Raw genomic sequence first — 19965 nt, 5'->3', positions numbered from 1 at the left:
TGGGTTATTTAGTAGATCTTACAGCTTGAATGTGGGCGTCATATTACAGCTTCCTTGGAAATCTGTCCGTCGCATAATCATGTGACATCAACGACCTCATTCATTCGCAAAGAATACATCATCTTCACTATAAAACACTTGGTCGGGGCCTGCCGAACGGATCGTTACTACCCGTAACGATTCTAAGTGAAAGTGATAAGGCGTATTCCATTGATCGACCAACTCTCCCGCTTGATTGATTCGAGGATGCGACTTCGGCAATACAGCAACTTTCTGCTGATTCTTCCCCAAGAGTGCGTTCGTGATTTCAACATTCAAACCAGTGGGATAGCCTCCATCTTTGACTATAATCGCATATTCATCGAATAGGTTATGTAAGCTCTGGATATAACTTGCCTCGGGTAACCCCGTGGTTGCGAGTCTCTCTGCGGCGGGAAACAGTGCGTTTGGGTCATTTCGAAGCAATGCAGCCTGCTGATCAAATGGCTGGAGATTCCTAGGAATGCGCTGAGGAGGAGAGAATGCAGAATTCTCCGAAGCTTTAAGCTCAGTCCCCCGCTCCCTTATTTCTCTTCCAGACTGAGGCGAATGACGTAGCACTTTCCCCGATTCAATGTAATCACCTTGGCTCTGTTGAGGCTCGGGTGAACTCCGATTAAAGCAATAAACCGCAATAGCGGATAATACGATCAAAGTAACTATGAATGGCTTTCTCATAAACGAAGTGAAGTGTCTCACGAACTAAAAAGCCACCCGTGGTTGATCGCTCGGATGGCCAAATTAGTTGAACGAAAAAACGTCTAGCTAAACAAACCCAAGGTAGGCGCAGCACCAGCCGCCCAGAAGTTACGGATGTTCGGGAGGATTAATTCCATGTTACTGTCATTCGGAACACCATACCAATGTGCGAGTTCCGCGTGTAGCTGATCGACTGAGGTTGTCGGCAGCTGACGCCCCCGACCGACATCGGTAGCAGACCCAAGACTTAAGTCCTCCGGATAGGATCCGTAGATCGTCTTCGTGGTCTTGAGTGCTCCACCCATTACCATTTGATTCCCCCCCAACCATGATCGGTGCCATCCCCATTACTTGTCAATGAACGCCCAAAGTCGGACGCAGTGTAAGTCGTCACATTATCATGGACTCCGAGTTCCAGCATCGCATTATCAAACGCCTGAAGCGCGGCACTGAGCTCTGGGAGCAGTTTACTATGTGACACCAAAAGAGCAGCATGTGAATCATACCCAGGCATGCTGACAAAGAACGTCTGACGCTTCACTCCCAATTGATCTCGGGCTGCAATTGACAATGCCGCCTGCTTTAGTTGCTGACCGATTGAGGTGTTAGGAAATACGGTAGCAAGGCTTATACCTGAAGTCGCATCATCGATCAGATTCGCCTGCTCAATCGTTTCCTTACGAATGTGATTATAGTGATTTCGAATAACATTTTTATAGTTCTGCGCTAAGGACTTATCTATGGCCTGCTTAACGCTCGGTGTGTTATTATAATCGCCTAGTGTATTAGCTCCAGCACTGCCTACATTAACAGAACCTACCTGTACTCCAGCTTGTAATAAGTTCGCCCCGGCAGTCGATATATTCATACTAACCGTTTCGGTTCCAGTCGTGCTCGAATCATTCATAATATCGCTCATTCGACCAATCCATCCCGTCTGACTAATCGAATCAGGAATGGATGACTGCCAAGCAAGTTGCTGCTCCAAGTGCGAAAACAATCCCTGAGGCAAGCCAACATCATTAACATAGTCATTCGCAGTTGTCGGCTGAACCAACGTTCCAACATTAGAAATAAACGCAAGGTGGTGACTATCATACAACGAGTGAACCTCAGGCATCAATGGATTCAAACCATACCACCTGCGATCAGCGTTCTCTGTATCATAAATGGCTAGCAAGCTCTCTCGATCCAAGGCTAAGTTGCTGCGAACCGATTGATAGAGATCGTATTCAGGCTGGAGATACGGCGTCAACATATTGAACGAATCGTTGCCGCCATGAAGGAATACGCAGACAAGCGCTTTGTAATCCGTAATTGAACCAGTCGGGAGTGCCGCCATGAGCGAGTTAGCCAACTTTAATTGTAAAAAGGAGGATAGCACTGAAATCGTGGTCATTTTTCCACAACTCCCGAGGAAATTACGACGAGAAATGGATGATGAGCTGTTTATCGATTTTTTCATAACTTATACTTATTTGTTATAATACTGATTTGTTATAATACTGATTTGTTGCTTCCTATATCAATGGACTACCGCATATTCTGCGGAACTGAGGATTATCGCTAACGCACGCGCATAGCGGCTTTCGTAATCCATCCCCTCATCCTCATTCAGAATCGAAGCGATCTCGTCTTGCAGCGTTTTAGACATCGCCCCATGCATCAAATATGCATTCAACTCATCAATCATCGATGTGATACTTACACTTCCCGCTCGATGCTCCATGATCTTGGTAAGAACCGCAGGGTCCATCCCGACCTTAATATCTTGTAGAATCTCAGCATCTTCGGCATCCTCATACACTCCCTCGTATAACGGAATAAAGCTGACTGGCAATAATTCAGCCTCTGGTAAAACCAATCCATTTGCGGCACTGGACAACGGCCCTTGCGCCGGCGAGTAGTCTGCCCTGTAATGATTGAATACACTGGGTGCATTCAACGGTCGCTGAGCAATGACATCAAAGTAAGACGTCGACATTTTGATATACCCATCATGCTCATCACTCGTGGCTTTGAAATATCGAAGAAACTGAGTAACCAATAAAATTGGCTCCTTAATTTTACCATGTAATGGATCCACAACATCTACATGTATTGTTACAGCTTCCGTAGGCTCAAACACCTGGACTTCAGACAAGGATAAAATACCAGTGCCATTTAATTGAATTCTGACTTTTTGACCTGCAACACCAGAGGCATCGAACGTCATCACCGGATCAGGATATTCACTCACACTTTCCGAATATGTCACACTACCACTTGAATCGATGACAGAAATCGTAAAATCAGACAATCGACTCGGGTGCTTATCAGTTCGATTAAAGACATTGATTAAGCCTACGATCTGGTCCTTCCCTAGATCTACTTCCCACCAAGGCTGCGATTCGTTAGCCGTATGAGTAACAGATCCATCAGACCAAACCCCATTAGAGTCGCCATCAACCGCACGAGAGCTCACGCCGCCATATATTTCCGATGACTGCGCCGTCGCTCTTCCTTGAGCCAAATTTATATCCGTTTCAGACAACGCTTCGAATATTTGAACTTCTGCTAATGATAGGATCCCGTCACCATCTAACTGAACGCGGACTCGTTGCCCTGTCGCTCCTTTTGGATCAATCGCAACCGACAATTCCGGATAGTTAATAATGTTTTTTGAATAGATCACATCGCCATTCCCATCCATAATCGAAACAGTAAAATTGGATAAACGACTTGAGTGCCGATCAGTCCGGTTAAACACATTGATTAATCCAATACTGCGGTTTTCACCAAGATCGACCTCCCACCATGGTTGTGATTCAGTTGCGGTGTGTGTCACTGATCCTCCTGCCCAGACTCCATCCGTATTGCCATCAACTGCACGAGCACTCACACCACCATATACTTCCGATGACTGTGAAGTCGCTTGACCTAAAGCAACATTATCAGATCCCAACGTGGAGTAATAAGGTGAGGTTGATATTTCAAATGAATCCCGTGCCTCTGGATCCATAAGAATAGCCCGAATAACAGACTTCATATCGCCCGAGGTGCTCGCCCAGACATTACTTACGTTTTCAATATATGTTGGAGACGGGTTGGACGACGTCATACGTTGAATCAACCGTATTGCCATAAAAGGAGGCACACTTGGCGTGGCAGCAATATTGTCTAAAGCGTCAGAGATATCTTGATCACCAGACTGCCCAGCAGGTAGCGTGACTCCGCGTAAGAGTGTTTTCTCAGTTGTATCATGAAAATCCTGATAAATCGCCATATGGTGGTGATTTCTGGGAGCTGCGTAAAAAGATGCTGCAACGTTACCGTCATCATCTGCATACGTTAAGCCAGTAAACACCTTCGCGAATTGTTTAATGTCTTCATTGGTATAATTTTCAACGGGACGAAGGGCCTCTCCCCCAAACACCTCTACTTCTGCCAATGACAATGTTCCATTCTGATTCAATTGAATCTTGATCATCTGCCCAATCGCTCCTCCCGCATTGATCGTCATAACAGGATCTGGATGATCACTAATTGATTCAGAAAACGTGACAGTTCCGTCAGCATTAATTACTTGAATCGTAAAATCCGAGAGCCTCGCCTCGTATCCGAGTCTATTGTATAATTTAATATCACCAATCGTCTGATTGGCTCCTAGATCAACCTCCCACCAGGGCTGTAATTCGTTTTGTGTATGGGTAATCGATCCCTCGGACCAGTAACCACTGGTATTGCCATCAACGGCGCGTGAGCTTACGCCACCAACCTTGACGGATGATTGGGACGTGGACTTTCCCAGAGCCAAATTTTCAGTATTTGAACTTTGATCGAATACATAATCACCATTCATATCCAGTTCATACACCCCCATTGAAAACAACTGCAGTATTTCACGTGCAAAATTTTCATCCGCGAATACACCAAGACTCTCATCGCCCTTCGCATTCTTCAAACTACTTAAATAAAAACCCATGGCTGGATGATAGGTGACCTCTTCGAGTAGAGTTCGGTAATCCCCAAAGGAATTTCTCAAAAGCATGTCGTAATAGGAGACATTCGCAAAAGCTCCTAATGAGAATTGTTCTGAGGTAACAAATACCTGAATCAACGCCCACGCAACTCTTTGGCGTAGTTGATCCTGAGCCTGAATCGCTCGATCCCACCAAGCGATTTCGGAATAACGCTGAACAGCGAACCTCAATGTAGAGTCATCGCCATAAAAGGTATCAAACGTGTATCCGTCCCCCTCAACCATACCTTTCGTAAAGTTAAAAAATGAATCATAGGGCATGCTGAATTGATCATCGATCCACTCATTGAAAGCAGCATCTTCTCCAATCTCGATAATGCGATCTGCTAAATCGTCAATTTCAGCTTGAGTTCCTCCCATAGTAGCCTGAGCCAAAAAATGGCCTGCCTTTAAGCGAGACGCCCATGTTGCAATAGAATTAGGATCAATCGTATCAATGACTAGATCTGCTTTAACTGCTTGCACGGATAGACTCAACGAGAGCACTAGCAGCAAACAGGATATTAACTTTAATTCGGCAATGGCGTTGACCGCTTTGCTATTCATCACGAATTGTAATGGGTTCATGTAGCTGATCAGGGGTTAGTATTGGAGTAAACAACTCTATCGCTCCGAGATAGAATCGAAGGATTGCGTTTCATCATAGCAATGTCCTCGGCGATAGAACTATTGAACAATTAAGCGCTCAGTTCTCGCACTCAGACTTAAGAGGTAATGACGCAATTCTTAAGGGTATCGGGTAGATTGATGAGTCACACCTCGTAGATTAGGTGCGTTTGATAGGCAGTAGACATATCCTACCTATCTATCGTTATTAAATAACAGGAGTTCACAGGATATAAACCCATAATATCATACACCCGCAGCACGTCTGTCACATGAACATGTGACAGACGGCATATTCTTACGAACATCTACTCTCTCCCGTGGGTATCCATCTGAAAATTCGACTAAAGCAGTGACTATTCTTAATTCGAAAAAGTTAGACTGACCTTATCCAGAACCGGCTTGGACTCGTTCTCAGTTGTATCCGTCATTTTAATTTCAAACTGAAAACCGTAGCCTGCAGGTAAATCAGACAGGTCAACTTCAGCTGGTGTTCGTGTAATTTGTTTGGCGAATCCAGGCGTGTGATCATAGCGCTCCTTGACAGCCTGCCAATTTGACCACTGATCCACTTCTCCATCATTCGTCGTGTCCACCCCGACCCGAACTTCGACAGATTCGACCCATGGGCCTGGGCTGACATAATCGATCTCTGGCTGCGTCGCTAGATAGAACTGCCCCTCGGCAAAGCAGATATCAGGATCGGGGTGCCCCTCACCAATACTACCACAAAATGTAAATTCCTCATCGAGGCTTGAAGACGTAAACCACCCGACCTGCATGTGCGATCCATCTCTAGAATGCTTACCTGCGGCGTCGTAATCGCCAAAGAGATAGTATTGATCGCCGATGCAAATGGAGGCCCAATCGCCATAGGCATTCTGCTCCGGTTCGTGCACCTCATATTCGCCGATATTCGACGAAAATCGCTCTGGCGCTTCCTTGACCCAATGAGGGTGATTATAGGTTTTAATCACGCCCGTCGGATTTGTGCGGTGATCCACTGCAGGTGCCAGGATTTCAAAGTCCTTGATCCCGTCTTCACTCACTGCATGGCCTGCTAGAGGGGAATCGAAAGAATATTTATTGGCGAAAATGGGGCTCCAATCCTCATAGATCACATGAAACTTGCCTTCCTTGTCTCGAATGAAGACGCAGTCGGAACCGTGCGATGGATCTTCAAAGGCCATGCCCATGTTCTTGCCAGGCTTACCGTCGGTTAGATCATCGTCGATATACAAATGTGGATCCTGGTCATTTGGAAAATCATAATAGATATAGAACTTCCCATCCACATACTCGGCAGTCGTCACCCATGCTGAAAACGTCTCGGTCACCGAGCCGTAATAGACCCAAGTTTCCATGTCACGACTATGCCATGCCTGATAGCCGCCCGCATGTGGCTGTAAGCCGCCCGGCGCGACAAACTCATTAGGTTTAGCCGTCTTCAGTAACGGCTCGTCATAGCCTGGTAACGTCACCGTCTCCAAGGGCCTTTGGGGTTTCATATGACAACGACCGAGCATCCAATAATCTTGAGGACCAACCGATATAAACACTGGAGAATCTCCCAACTTTGGCCCGATATTCGGACGCGGATTCCAGTTTTGCCACAGATCGGATTGCTTTACTGTCAACATCCCGGCCTCCCTCTTGGCATTAAAACGCTTGAGGGTGCTCCTTAATGCCGCGCTTGAAGCTGTGGGCGTAGCCATACCGTCTTTAAACTCAAGCTGCTTTTGGGCACTGATACCCTGCTCCCACTCCGCTTGAGTATCTATGATCCATGCCTGATCGGCAAAGACGGTCGAGGTGGCGACCCCTAACATAAATATAACGGATCGCCCGGTCTGCCCTGTCTTTCTCATTGAGCGCCTTCCTTCGCATACGACAGCACGACTTTATCCAAAATTGGCTTGGATTCATTTTCAGTTGTATCCGTCATTCTGACTTCGAATTGGAAGCCATAACCAGCAGGCAAGTCGGACAAATCAAGTTTCGCAGGGGTTTTCGCCACTTGCTTGGCAAATCCTGGAATGTAATCGTATTGCTCAGAGGTCTCTTGCCAGTCAGACCATTCATTAATCTCACCGTCGCCAGTGGTATCCACCCCGACGCGGGCTTCTACCGTTTCCACCCATGGGCCGGGGCTGACAAAGTCACTCTTGGTCTGCGTGGCTAAATAAAAGCGCCCCTCGGCAAACATAATGTCCGGATCGGGATGCCCATCGCCCAGATTGCCACACCAAGTGAACGGTTCATCAATACTCGATGAGGTGAAAATGCCTACGCTCATGTTATGACCTCCAGCTGGGTCATAATCGGAGAAGAGATAATACTGCCCTCCAATAGCGATCGCAGCCCAGTCACCATAGGCTTCTTGCTCGGGTTCATGCACTTCGTATTCGACCACGTTATCATCCCCCCAGTGAGGGTGTTTAAACGTTGCCATCACCCCCGTGGGCTCAGTTCTCGCGTCGACCGCATGCCCGACCACCTGAAAATCATTGATGCCATCAGGACTTACGACATGCGTAGCGAGTGGCGAATCCCAAGAACGCTCGGAGGCGTCCACTGGTCCCCAATTTTCAGAGATCATGTGAAACTTACCCTCTAAATCACGAATCACAACGCAATCCGACCCCGCCCACGGCGCATCAAATACCATGCCCATCATTTCAGCAGGCCCTCCACCTTTCATATCGCGATTAATAATCAAGTGGGGATCACGGTCATTGGGTTGATCATAATACAGGTATAACTCTCCATCCACATACTCAGCAGTCGTGGCCATGCCTGCGCGCCCCATCGAACCATAGTGCACCCAGTTGACCATGTCTCGACTATGCCAGCCATGATAACCGCCAACTTTATAATCTACATGGGGATTTTTAAGCCTGTATTGGTTCGGATAAGGCGTGGTTTCAAGTGGCACATCGTAGCCTTCTAAAGTGACTGTCTCTGGCACAAAATCGACAATATTATAGGGGGGCACAAACGGTTCGCCTCCTTTATTGCGACGCTCGTAATGCAGACGTTGCCGATCAAGTAACTTCGACATATTCTCAAAGGTTCTATAGTTGCCTAAGATCCAATAATCATTCGGTCCGCAACTGATGGCAATCGGCGCATTCGTCATATTGGGCTGCGTGAACTTAATCGGCTCCCAGTTTTGCCATACGGTCGATTGAGCAAATTCAATCGAATCGAGTTTGCGCTTCTGTTTAAACGATTGAACCACACTGGAAAAGCTGGCTTGCTTCTGCGTTGGAGCGAGCTGGCCATCGTTCAGCTCTACATCCGTCTGCTCTGCCAGAGCGGCACTCCAGTCGGATTGAGTTTCGATGACCCAAGCACCCGCAGACTCTGCGCAGACTGAAGACATCGTGCAGCTCAAGCCGATCGCAGCCAATGGAATAAGGATTTTTCTATCTATTTTTTTCATATTTTTATAAATAAATTTTAGTGTTACAGTTCAGTGCAGATCATTACAATTTGAGCTCAGCAAAAGAGAGCGTCATTTGATCTAGAATCGGCTTTGAATCATTTTCGGTGGTATCCGTCATTCTAACTTCAAACTGAAATCCGTAGCCTGCGGGTAAACCGGACAGATCCATCTGTGCGGGCGTTTTCGCCACCTGCTTAGCGAAGCCCGGAATATAGTCGTATTGCTCAGAAACCGCCTGCCACTGCGACCATTCATCGACGACTCCATCATTCGTAGTATCGACCCCGACGCGCACTTCGACAGTTTCTACCCAAGGCCCAGGGCTGACGAAATCGCTCCCAGTTTGAGTGGCTAAATAAAAGCGCCCTTCGGCAAACATGATATCGGGGTCCGGGTGGCCTTGCCCCACATGACCACACCACTCGAACGGGCCATCAATGCTCGATGCAGTAAACAAGCCTACGCTCATCGACTTTTGACCGTGACCGCCCACTGGATCATAATCACAAAAGAGATAATGCTGCCCACCAATCGCGATGGCAGCCCAATCACCATAAGCATTCTGCTCGGGCTCATGGATTTCGTATTGAGCAAAAGCCACGACGTCTCCCGCTTTAATCCGGTGCTGTGGCACATCCACCGGAGACGGTTTCCCCGGATAGTTTTTGGGATCACTTGCATGCCAATGCGGATGCGCATATTCGGCAAACTGTCCCGTAGGCGTCGTGCGCTCATCGACCGGCGGCTCCAGGATTTTAAAGTCCTGGATACCATCATCACTGACAGCATGCATCGCGAGTGGTGAATCCCAAGCATGGGTGGAAGCATTCACTGGGCTCCAATCTTCCAGAATTAAGTGAAATTTCCCATCCAATCCACGAATGATCGCACTATCTGAACCATCCGATGGATCTTGAAAGACCATGCCCAAGTCTTCGCCTGCAATGCCATCGGTCAGGTCGCGATCAATCACTAAGTGAGGGTCTTGATCATTTGGATAATCATAATAAAAATACACATGGTCTCCGACCATCTCAGCACTGGTTACCAAATATGCACGGCCTTTAGTCACCGAACCATGATGTACCCAGTTGACCATGTCCTTACTTTGCCAACCATGATACCCCTGCTCTGGGAATTCAAGTCCACCCGGCGCAGTAAATTGATTCGGGTAAGGTGTGGTCAATAAAGGCATATCGAAGCCCTCCAAAGTCGTAGCCTCCGGAACAAAGCTGTCCAACTGATAGTCCGCGTAAGGATTGGATGCGCCTTTTCGGGCATTCGTGCTGGCCTCACGCTGTTGCATTTTTTCAACCGAATTATAGCGTCCAAACATCCAGTAGTTCTTCGGCCCCATGCTCAACAAGACAGGTGCATCCGACAGATTGGGCTGAACGAATCGAATCGGTTCCCAGTTCTCCCAGACAGCCGACTGAGAAAACTTGATGGAATCTAACTCCCGCACATCCTCGAACTGTTTGAACACACTCGTAAAGCTCGCTTGATGCGCTGTCGGGACGACTGAACCATCGACAACTTCCAAGTTCGTGTGCCCAGCAAGTGCGGCGCTCCATTCTGCTTGGCTGTTGATCAGCCATTCCTCATTGGCTGATGCATCTGCAAGGAACACGGCTCCCAGAAAGGGAGCCAGCAGGCGTAAAAAAAGATATGTCGGTTTACTATTCATCCAAATTCAGAACTAACGCTCTAATTCAAGTTCAACATGCTCATAGCCACGGAACACTTTCACAGTAAGCACTCCAGGCTGTGCTTTGAGCGCCTTATCCAGATCATTCAAATTACGCACGTCCATCTCCCCAACTTTAATCAAAGTATCACCGTTTCTGAAACCTGCTTTGGCAGCCTTCGAATTAGCTTCCAACTGGCGCACGAAGGCACCGAAGAACTGACCACCAGAGGCATCGATATAATCTGGGTAATCGGAAATGGTCACTAAATCCATCCCCACCAATTCCATCGTTGGTATCGGTTCAGCATTAGCACCGACATAGCTCATCTTGTCCGCAGACTTGTTGCCTGCCTTGACGAAGACTTCCTTCCGGTCTGTATCGAGCACTTTCAAAGTATAACCATCCAGACGATTCTGAATCACACTACGATTAAAAATCACAATGCGCTCGATCGCAACACTGCGGCCTAGATCTACTTCCCACCAAGGATTCGCAATATCCTGCTCCGTATGTGTCACCGTCTTCAATTGATAATCACCACTCGTGTTACCGTCAATCGCTCGCTCTGGTCCTGCACCCGAACGAGTATTGATTTGAGTGGCGACACCCTTGATTGCGACATTAGTCCCCTCCTCGAAGACTTGCACCTCCGCCAAAGAGAGCGTCTGCCGATCACCAGGCAACTCGATACGAACGTAACGCCCCGTGATCTCTGGCAGCGTTTCTTTGATCTCCTTGGAACCGTGGCTGCTAGCACTGGCGCTCCCAGCTTTTCCATCTGGGCCAACATACTCCCCCGCAAGCAATGAAGCTAACCAACTTTGTCGCTCCAGCTTCTCAACCTTAGTCACCGTCGCTTCATCTGGAAAACCGACTTCATGCCCAACTTCATTGAAAGTCGCCGCTCGAATCGTCGTTGTGCGATCAATGATGAGCGGATCTGTATAAAGAGTCGAAGTCTTCGTCGGGTGTGAACCATCCAACGTGTAACGAACTTCTCCGCCGCGCGCATCCGCACGAATGACCACTTCAACCGTGTCGGTGAATTCGCGATACCCCTGCATGATACGTGTCATACGGTGCCCGAACTGATCCATAGGAAAGTTCTTAAAGCCGAGCTTCAACGCCGGCGACTCTGGCTTCACTTGGTAGTTACCGTTGGCTGGATCGACGAAGAGCGGATCTGCAAACACACTGTGCGCTCCCTGCTTCTCCTGCCATGCTTCTAACGACCGCGCATGCTGCCCCGCAGAGAAATCGTCGGCATTTAAGTTCCACCATAGATTATAGTCAAAGGTGCCCCAGACGCCGATATCGTCTGGCATGAGACCGGGTCCGATTACACTGCCTGAAGTGCGGCCTGAGCCTTCGGCCCCTCCTGCAACGACTGTGATATTATGCTTAAAAATGTCCTCGCTGTTATCCTCGAACCAGCAATGAAGGCCAATCGGGATCGCGCTTACGATAATATTGTTATAGACCTTACGGTAATATCCGTCACGCAACTTGAGCGTGGAACCGAGCATCAGATTATTATATATTTCATAATCCGAGCAACCATCATCCAAATCAATGGTCCAATTACCCGCACTCACGCCTGCACGGTAGTTCCCCACCCGATTATTACGTAAAATCGTGGTCTTTAGCACATCCAGTCGAACGAGCTCTTTTTGCGATTTTCCGCCATTCCAATAGCGCTCACGCCCCCATCCATTAAACGGGCCATGCTCGCCCGTATCAAGGATTGTATCATAGATGTCACAGAACTCCATGATATGTCCACCCCATGCACCGTCGTTAAATGTGATGCCAGCACGCGGGATGCGATAGACTGAACAATGACTGATCGTAATATCCATCGCCATTGAAACAATTACACCTGAAGTCTGCTTACCATAGACACCAACATCACGAGTAATTGTATTACTCACACTACAGTTAGCAGGGTAGTCATCTGTCTTAGGTCCAACCTCAAAGTCGGTATAGTCAGAAATTGGATACCGCGACACCCATGTTTGATATTCGCGATATGCCTTTTCATTTCCAACAAAGGCGACACCACTATCCCCAGTATTCTCAATCAAGCAGCCCGAAATATGAATTTCGCGATTATGCCCATCAACAAAGATTCCGTTTCCACCCACCTCTTCGATGTGAAAGTCCTTAATCGAGCAGTTATTACTATCGAGGAAGTAAACCGCGCCGCCGCGATGAATCGCCCAATCGCCACGCGCAAGATCGGTATATGCATCCATAAAGGTCGCACGTGTCTGTGTTAAGTGGAAGCCTTCGAAATGAACGTGCTGGGCTCCAACAAACTCGACGAGCCGGCTAATCGTCGCCGCCTCAACAGTCACATCGCTGATAGCAACGTCAGCAGGTGGCTTAAAATAAAGCATCTGCGTATCGGAATCCAAATACCACTCAAACTCTGTATCCAGCTCCTCAAAAACGTTTTCAATGTAGTATTGTGATGCCGTCTTACCATGTAGCCCAAGGCCAGAGCGACGCTGCATTTGCAAGCCTCCTTCCCCAAAATTGATCTGACGATTCGCCCAATCAATATCGCCGATTCGAAATTGCATATTCCCCCAATTGTTCTTTTGGAAGGCATGCACGATGGCCTCTTGAGGTTTCTTCCAAAGGCTTTGCTTTGCATCCAAATCCCCCTTCTTCCAATTAAGATGCTCTTGTGATCCACCCGTTACAGTCAGATAACCTTTACCGTAACGAAGCGGATTCTCAAAATCCCAGTTCGGGTAGCGAGCACGGATCATCCGCGTGTCTGACATAAAGAGCTGATTAATATCAGCGCCTTCAAGTGCTGTGCCCTTCAGTGACTGCATGTAAACACCGTTCTTCCATGACTTCCACGCATCGGGATTCAAAGCCTGACTGCCCTTCAGTGTCACCTCGGCGCCAGCAATCGCACGATAATAAATCGGAGCACTGGCTGTTCCCGAATCTCCTGGTCCGAGAAGAAGCGGTTTCGCCATGTGATATTCCCCCTCCGCGACCCAAACTGTTACAGACTCTTTACCCGCGAGTCCATTAGACGCGATCAACTCACGCGCCCCCTCAAGACTGGCGAGTGGACTGGCCTGAGTGCCTTGATTTAAATCATTGCCACTGGGTGTCACATAAATTTCAGCAGCGCCGAGGATATTGAGCGAGAGTAACAATGAGCTGAGTATTTTTATTTCTTTAAGCATCTAATTTTATATTTTTAAAATCTCTTACAAATTATCAAAGGCAGCGACTAAACGACTGCGCTCCGACTAGGCCTAGGAACTAAGCGCCAAGTGAAACTGTCACCTGCTTGTATTTGTATATTTGAATCACCATCACAAATAGAGAAGCCAGTAACACCATCGTTTACGCGCTCCAGATTCGAGATGCCACTAGTCCTCGGCTCATCAACTGACGCAAGCGAACTCTGTCCAGCGTTTGCAAGGTCCCCAGCATCAGCAGGCGAAAACCCCGTATCAGAGAAATCTTTCTGACTCGATTCTTGCACATTAAACACTACAGCTGCGCTCGCAGTCGTATAGCAGGTCAAGACTATCAAAAATGATAAGGGTAAATTCACTCTTTCGCTCCAGTTGTCATATAATATTGAATCAAAATCCAATATACCGATTGAGGCGCGAACTGTCTGTCACATGATTGCGTGACAGATGAGAACCTTTATTGTTCTGCTATTAGGCGGATCATACCGAGCGCGACATCAATCGCATAAACCTGCTGATAGTATTAAGCCATAACGTCATCGTAATTTTTAGCATAGCCCCAACTTTCAAAGCGCTCATATTGCCGATCCTGCTTACTTTGCTCCGAAAGATGCTCCCCCGCCTCGCGGCCATAGTTTGCGAGTTTGGTAAACTTCTTTCCGGCGTAAATATGCTTAAACTTAGGATCTGGTTTCCGCAAAGCTTGCGCATGCAGTGAATAGAGTCACCAATACCACGGTGTGTTTTAAAAAACCATTCATATAAAATCTCTTTATTTACTCGTTTTCACTTCTTCCTGATAAGGCTGATCATTATACATCATCAGCTTATACGAACCGTCCTCCTGCTGCTCAACCATCCATATTCCGGTATTGGTCAAGCCCCGCCTGGCTTCCCCGGTCGGTTCTTTTTGAAGTAACAACTTCAATAGCGACACCCCAGAACTATTATGTCCTGCGAGCAGAATCGATTGATCGGTTCCACCAAAACGCTCTTCGATCATTTTAATCGCATGAAGAGAAACATGCTTCGTGTAGGCCACCTTCTCGTTGTCGCTACTGCCTTTGGGATACTTCTCGTAGTCGTTCTCCGAACCGGGGCGAATCATAAGATAGGCAGCCTCCTCTTCCGTCAAAACAATCGCTTTGCCTTTGTTCAAGATCTCTTCTTCCACATCAGGAATATCATCCGAAAGGATCGTAAGCATCCCCTTCCCCTCCTTCAATTCAGGCCATACTTCAGCCTTTTGATTGGTCGCCTTCAGATACGGCGCAATCGTATTATAAGCTCTCCACTGATTGCTAGTGGCCACAAAATCAAACTGATACTTCTGAAGTTTCTCGGTGGCGTCTGCGACCTGTGTGATTCCTTTAGGGGTGAAGACGTTTGCATCCCCCACGTAAGCAGGCCAATCCGACTCGGGAATGCCTTTTTCCTGCCAGGCTTTTTTGACATTGTGCCCACCTTCTGAGGTGCACTGAAAGCAGTGGAGAAGTGATTCTCTAAGTATGCTTGTTTATGTTGTATTATTTGGTGCGGTTGCAGTTCAGTGCGCCCGGCGTTAAGTCGCCTAGGGCGACTTGGTTTTCATTGTTAGTTGTTGTGTGTTGGTAATGCAAGCTTGCACCTCCTAACTTCCTTCCCCCTAGGGGGAAATTTTTTTCTTCGATTTGCATGGGCGTTTTATAGCCTAGCGATGAGTGCTTTCTATACGTATTGTAGTAGCACTCGATATACTCGAAAGCGTTGGCCCTGAGGGCCTCTAGGTCGGCAAAGACAAACTTGCCTACCGATGAGGTTTTGTAGCGTCCGTAAAAGGACTCCATTGCAGCATTATCGTAGCAATTCCCCAGCGTACTCATACTCTGCTTGATGCCGAGTTCTTTTATGAGCTTTCGATGCTTCTCACTGGCGTAGGTGCTGCCGCGATCACTGTGTAAGATTAGATCTTCATTGAGGAACCCTTGGCGCGTCTGAGAAGCCTTGTAGAGCGCTTTGCGCACAAGATCGGCGTCATTGTGCTCGGAGACCTCCCAGCCCACGATACGGCGACTAAACAGATCCATGACTGTGGCCAAATAGTTCCAGCCATTATCGGTCATCAGATACGTCGTATCGCAGACCCAGACTTGATCACATGCCTGCGGCATGCCTTGTGCCTTCAACCGATTCGGGCTGTAGCCTAGAGTGTGATTGCTGTCAGTTCCTTGTGGCTTGAAGCTTTTCTTTTGAATCCCGGCGATGCCAATATCTTGCATGATCCTCAAGGTTCTATCACGGCCACAAGCAATTGATTCGTCTTTCAAATGATCATGAATCACACGATGACCTTCTCGCTTATCGGATGCCTCATAGAGCTCTTCGATGCGTGTTGCATGGGTAGCATCAGCGATGCTTCGAGCGCTGGGCTCTCGCTTCTTCCATGCGTAGTAACCGCTTGGTTTGATCTCAAAGCAGTCACAGATCTCACTGACCCTGAAAGCTACCTTATGAATGTCGATGAATTCGTATTTCATCGTTAATCCTGGCTGAAAAAACCAACCGTTTTTTTTAGAATTTCGTTCATCCGCTTGGACTTCGCCAGCTCCTTGCGAAGCTCGTCGATCTCAGCTGCCATCTTCTTCGGGCTCGGGGCAGCCGCAGGATTGTTCGCCTCCATCTCCTCGATATGCTCTCCCTTCCACCGGTAAAGCTGGCTGATCGGCACTCCCAATCGACCCGAAAGCTCTTTTACGGCTACTCCTTCGATGATTATCTGATACGCTGTATCCTTCTTGAACTCTGCGGTATATTGTCGTCTTTTCATTATTTATGATCCTCTTTTAAAGAGAATCACATGTCCACTTTTCTCAGGACACATCATTCCGCATGGCGGATATAATAAATTTTAAGGCCAGCGTTTGCCACGTTGGCAATGACAGAAGACAATACGACGGTTAGGATTATATATGATTTCATTTATTGATGATTATTTGCTTAATGTAAGCATTACTGACTGTTTCTCGAACTACGATCGAACGCCTCCGTCCAAGTGAACCTTTCTTTGTCCCAAAAACTAGGGTGGTGCTTCGAAAAGGCTTCGCCAATTCGCAACAAGGAAATCTGCGCTCACTTAATGGCATCAAGTAATAGCATCATTAAAAAGTGACGTGGTAAAACTGCATTTCCCCTCCTCATTTCCCACGAACCGCAGCTTTAAGTTCTTTCAATAATGCGGCCGACGCCGGCGCCACGGAGCCATCCTCATACATCTCCAAGTTGATCGATAGCGGGTAACGTCCTTGCTGTGCCTTTTTCACCAGCCCCGTCAATTGCTTCAAGTTATATCTCGGCTTTGGAATAGGTTGATTGAGCGCAATGTGCCCCCAACTTTTTTCGAAGATAAAGCAGCCATGCGCCTGCAACCCCTGCTGACGTCCGGCCTTGAAAACTCCATCTGTTAATTCGGCTGGGTTAAAAGATGTCCTGCCCTCACCGCCATAGTAATCCTGATACTCCGTAATCTTCGGTTTAATCCACGAATTGTAAGCAATCATTCGCTCGGAATTTCCTGCGCGTGCGGCAGCGGTGTAAGCTTTAAACGGAGCGGTCAAAATCCCATCTGCTGCAGAAGAGCCATCGAAATGGCAATTCAGATAGCGCGCACCGCCATCAAACCACCAGCCATCAAGCTTGTCGCCATAGCGGCTTCCGATTTCAGAAAGAATAGCACACAAGTTCTCATAGAGCTTGGTCTTATCCGCATCCATTCCACCAACTGCCTCCAACCAAGGGGTATCCTGCGAGTGCATACAGTCATATCCGTAATGGTAATAGAAGATCACCTTGATCCCCTTTTCGTGCAGGCGATCCGTCATCTCTCCCAACAGATCCCGACTGGTGGTGCGGCCGGCAATGACCGCATCCAAGGACTTGATGGGCGCTGAAATATACTGATTCCCCCAAGTAATAGACCAGACCACATAGGCCGCGCCAGATTCCTCAACGAACGTAATAAAGGAATCCAAGTCAAAGTCGTTCACCTTTTGCTCCCAAGCCTTGATGGGGCCTTTAAGCGGTGTGGCACGGTTGGTCCACTGAAACATCAAACCATAACCGGCATCCTTGAACCAATCGGGCTGCTTCCTCATTGCGAGGGTCTCTTTTTCAATGGCGTCTTTGACGGATGGTTGCGTCAATTCAAGTGCACTGAGTAGAAACTCTTTGCTGCGATTTCCCGCTTTAATAGTTACCGCGTCAATATCTAACAACACTTTGTTTTCTCCAGACTTTAAAGAAACTGTGCCAAGTTCGATGCGGTGCCAACCGTTCTGCGTGACCGTTGCTTCAAGTTCCTCATCGTTGCAACTCAGGACCAATCCAGAGCCTTTTCCTTCAACCGAGGCCGTCACCACATAGTCCCCATCAGCTGGCGCATCCACCATCCATTCAACTTGGTTCGATCCCTGCTTCGCCGCACACCACAGAATCATATAATTCCGAACTATCGGTAGAATCCCGGCACTGAGCTTTCCCAGATTTGGTGATAAGACTGTAATCCCATCGGGGTCGATTGCTAGCGCTGCGGGCTCGGCTAAAGTTACCGTATTTGGGGTAACACCGTAATCGTCGCCTCCATTTCCCAGTTGAGCAGCTATCGGGGCGAGGCAAGCTAAGTAAAGACTGACGAAGAGAAGTCGTTTGGTGATTTTCATAATGATGATCTTTTAGCGACTAACTTCGGCATTAAAGGAAAATACAGGCCAGCCGTTCTTGTCGCGTAGGTTTAATTCCGCGATATTGTTCCATGCCAGACGGATGAACTTGGGCGTCGACACCTCGGGACTGGATACCAACACGGTGGCTCCTTCAATTTTGGCTGTGGCTTCGAAAAATTGCTGATCAGCTCCGGCGAGCTCAAACCAATTGGGTGCGTTACCATCGGATGTGTCCAGCCCTTGATCGATTGGATCGAAAGTCACCCTCACGACATTTCCATCGGCGGTTGCCTGAGCGAAGCGTGGCCCCGAGTAGACCACTGACTTGCCGTAGTCATGATGGAGTGCCAACGCCGCCAATCGATCTCCCGCAGTCTTCTTATGCGGTGGATGAACGTTTGCCACCTTGCCAAACACGGTGTCTGGAATCGTAACCACATCACAACCTTTGATCTCGTCTGCTGCTTTGTATTGGGCACTCACCACTGAGTCGTAAATGATTTGTTCGCTCACGTTTTTAGTTTTAGCATGAGCATAGTTGTAAGGCGCCATTTGCACTAGATAGAACGGTATATCCGGCACATTGAATACCTTCGACCAACCGCCTGTCAGCGCCTTTAACTTTTCAAAATAGTCCTGACTGCCTCGATTGGATTCCCCCTGATACCAGACCACACCTTTAATGGCAAACGGCACCAGCGGAGCGATCATTCCATTGTAGATCGCATTGGGAACGCGGCTGCGCGGCGCTTTAAGATCTGGCCTGGGGTATTCACCAGCTTCAACCGCAGTCCGCGCTGCGTCATTCCACTCTGCTACGACGGTCTCCAATGCGGCCTTCTCAGTGATGGCCGCCGCTTCGTCTTTGGATGCGAGTTTTCGCAGAGCCAGTCCTTCCATCTCATAGCCTTCATCAGCAATCCAGGATTCGATCTTTGTTCCGCCCCAAGAGCTGTCAATTACCGCAACGGGAACTTTCAGCGCTTGCTGAAGTTTTAATCCAAAGAAAAAGGCAACCGCCGAGTGACTACCGTAGCCTTTGATCTTACCTGCTTGCATCTGCTTGATAAAATACCTGCAGTCACTCCAGTAACCCGCTACATCCTTGATCGGCAGCGAACTCGAAACCTTCGGAGCCACACAGAACATACGTAGCAGCCTGTTATCGACCTGAGCCGATGCGATCGCTTTCTCTTCAAGTGGAATCGAGCCAATACTGAATTCCATATTGGACTGGCCAGATGCAAGCCAGACTTCGCCAACAAGCACGTCGTCGAGTTCGATCACGTTATTGCCCTGGATCGTCATCGTACGTGATTCTGTCGACACCGATAGCGGATCTAATGTGATCATCCACTTCCCGTTCGCCGCTGCGGTCGTCTTCTTAGTCTGCCCCGCAAAGGAAACAGTGACGGTTTCACCCGCATCTGCCCAGCCCCAGATGGGTGTGTTGCTTTCGCTTTGCAGCACCATCTGATTGTCAATGATGGCTGGCAATGTCACATCCGCGACTGCAGAAGTGCTCATAGCAAGA

14 protein-coding genes are annotated in these 19965 nt (G+C 48.0%); all 14 read right to left on the bottom strand.

Going from position 1 to position 19965, the window contains the following annotated elements:
- Positions 1 to 96 precede the first annotated feature (96 nt).
- Positions 97 to 717 carry a hypothetical protein gene (locus SH580_RS21400; protein ID WP_319832843.1) on the bottom strand — a complete coding sequence of 207 codons (621 nt, stop codon included), beginning with the start codon at positions 715 to 717 and terminating at the stop codon, positions 97 to 99.
- 83 nt (positions 718 to 800) lie between these two features.
- Entirely contained in the window at positions 801 to 1043 is a 243-nt protein-coding gene (locus SH580_RS21395; RefSeq protein WP_319832842.1) for a hypothetical protein, read from the bottom strand.
- Positions 1043 to 2203, bottom strand: coding sequence for a DUF1501 domain-containing protein (locus SH580_RS21390; protein WP_319832841.1), 1161 nt, complete (start codon positions 2201 to 2203; stop codon positions 1043 to 1045). Before SH580_RS21390 ends, SH580_RS21395 begins: the two co-directional genes overlap by 1 nt.
- A gap of 60 nt (positions 2204 to 2263) precedes the next feature.
- Entirely contained in the window at positions 2264 to 5326 is a 3063-nt protein-coding gene (locus SH580_RS21385) for a DUF1800 family protein (RefSeq protein ID WP_319832840.1), read from the bottom strand.
- A 401-nt stretch (positions 5327 to 5727) separates the two neighbouring features.
- The gene (locus tag SH580_RS21380) at positions 5728 to 7233 is read right to left on the bottom strand and encodes a hypothetical protein (protein ID WP_319832839.1); all 1506 of its coding nucleotides are present in this window, start codon (positions 7231 to 7233) and stop codon (positions 5728 to 5730) included.
- The gene (locus SH580_RS21375; protein ID WP_319832838.1) at positions 7230 to 8810 is read right to left on the bottom strand and encodes a hypothetical protein; all 1581 of its coding nucleotides are present in this window, start codon (positions 8808 to 8810) and stop codon (positions 7230 to 7232) included. The genes SH580_RS21380 and SH580_RS21375 overlap by 4 nt, the downstream gene beginning before the upstream one ends.
- Positions 8811 to 8853: 43 nt before the next feature.
- Positions 8854 to 10500: a hypothetical protein gene (locus SH580_RS21370; RefSeq protein WP_319832837.1), complete on the bottom strand. Its 1647-nt coding sequence runs from the start codon at positions 10498 to 10500 to the stop codon at positions 8854 to 8856.
- Between the two features lie 12 nt (positions 10501 to 10512).
- Positions 10513 to 13716, bottom strand: coding sequence for a chitobiase/beta-hexosaminidase C-terminal domain-containing protein (locus SH580_RS21365; protein ID WP_319832836.1), 3204 nt, complete (start codon positions 13714 to 13716; stop codon positions 10513 to 10515).
- A 541-nt stretch (positions 13717 to 14257) separates the two neighbouring features.
- Entirely contained in the window at positions 14258 to 14434 is a 177-nt protein-coding gene (locus SH580_RS21360; protein ID WP_319832835.1) for a hypothetical protein, read from the bottom strand.
- Between the two features lie 72 nt (positions 14435 to 14506).
- Positions 14507 to 15133, bottom strand: coding sequence for a histidine phosphatase family protein (locus SH580_RS21355; RefSeq protein ID WP_319832834.1), 627 nt, complete (start codon positions 15131 to 15133; stop codon positions 14507 to 14509).
- A 127-nt stretch (positions 15134 to 15260) separates the two neighbouring features.
- Positions 15261 to 16250, bottom strand: a complete 990-nt coding sequence (locus SH580_RS21350; RefSeq protein ID WP_319832833.1) for an IS3 family transposase — start codon at positions 16248 to 16250, stop codon at positions 15261 to 15263.
- A gap of 2 nt (positions 16251 to 16252) precedes the next feature.
- Complete coding sequence (locus SH580_RS21345; protein ID WP_319832832.1) at positions 16253 to 16540, bottom strand: transposase; 288 nt, start codon at positions 16538 to 16540, stop codon at positions 16253 to 16255.
- 367 nt (positions 16541 to 16907) lie between these two features.
- Positions 16908 to 18428, bottom strand: a complete 1521-nt coding sequence (locus SH580_RS21340; RefSeq protein ID WP_319832831.1) for an alpha-L-fucosidase — start codon at positions 18426 to 18428, stop codon at positions 16908 to 16910.
- A gap of 12 nt (positions 18429 to 18440) precedes the next feature.
- Complete coding sequence (locus SH580_RS21335; protein WP_319832830.1) at positions 18441 to 19958, bottom strand: sialate O-acetylesterase; 1518 nt, start codon at positions 19956 to 19958, stop codon at positions 18441 to 18443.
- Between the last annotated feature and the right edge of the window lie 7 nt (positions 19959 to 19965).

Source organism: Coraliomargarita algicola (assembly GCF_033878955.1).
Taxonomy (GTDB): Bacteria; Verrucomicrobiota; Verrucomicrobiia; order Opitutales; family Coraliomargaritaceae; genus Thalassobacterium; species Thalassobacterium algicola.
Note: the sequence above shows the minus strand (reverse complement) of the source record. Positions and strands in the feature narration are given on the sequence as shown.

Bases quoted from the DNA above. Each gene is read 5' to 3' on its own strand.
- SH580_RS21370 (WP_319832837.1), bottom strand. From the start codon at position 10,500: ATGAATAGTAAACCGACATATCTTTTTTTACGCCTGCTGGCTCCCTTT.
- SH580_RS21390 (WP_319832841.1), bottom strand. From the start codon at position 2,203: ATGAAAAAATCGATAAACAGCTCATCATCCATTTCTCGTCGTAATTTC.
- SH580_RS21335 (WP_319832830.1), bottom strand. From the start codon at position 19,958: ATGAGCACTTCTGCAGTCGCGGATGTGACATTGCCAGCCATCATTGAC.
- SH580_RS21340 (WP_319832831.1), bottom strand. From the start codon at position 18,428: ATGAAAATCACCAAACGACTTCTCTTCGTCAGTCTTTACTTAGCTTGC.
- SH580_RS21365 (WP_319832836.1), bottom strand. From the start codon at position 13,716: ATGCTTAAAGAAATAAAAATACTCAGCTCATTGTTACTCTCGCTCAAT.
- SH580_RS21395 (WP_319832842.1), bottom strand. From the start codon at position 1,043: ATGGGTGGAGCACTCAAGACCACGAAGACGATCTACGGATCCTATCCG.
- SH580_RS21345 (WP_319832832.1), bottom strand. From the start codon at position 16,540: ATGAAAAGACGACAATATACCGCAGAGTTCAAGAAGGATACAGCGTAT.
- SH580_RS21400 (WP_319832843.1), bottom strand. From the start codon at position 717: ATGAGAAAGCCATTCATAGTTACTTTGATCGTATTATCCGCTATTGCG.
- SH580_RS21350 (WP_319832833.1), bottom strand. From the start codon at position 16,250: ATGAAATACGAATTCATCGACATTCATAAGGTAGCTTTCAGGGTCAGT.
- SH580_RS21375 (WP_319832838.1), bottom strand. From the start codon at position 8,810: ATGAAAAAAATAGATAGAAAAATCCTTATTCCATTGGCTGCGATCGGC.
- SH580_RS21380 (WP_319832839.1), bottom strand. From the start codon at position 7,233: ATGAGAAAGACAGGGCAGACCGGGCGATCCGTTATATTTATGTTAGGG.
- SH580_RS21385 (WP_319832840.1), bottom strand. From the start codon at position 5,326: ATGAACCCATTACAATTCGTGATGAATAGCAAAGCGGTCAACGCCATT.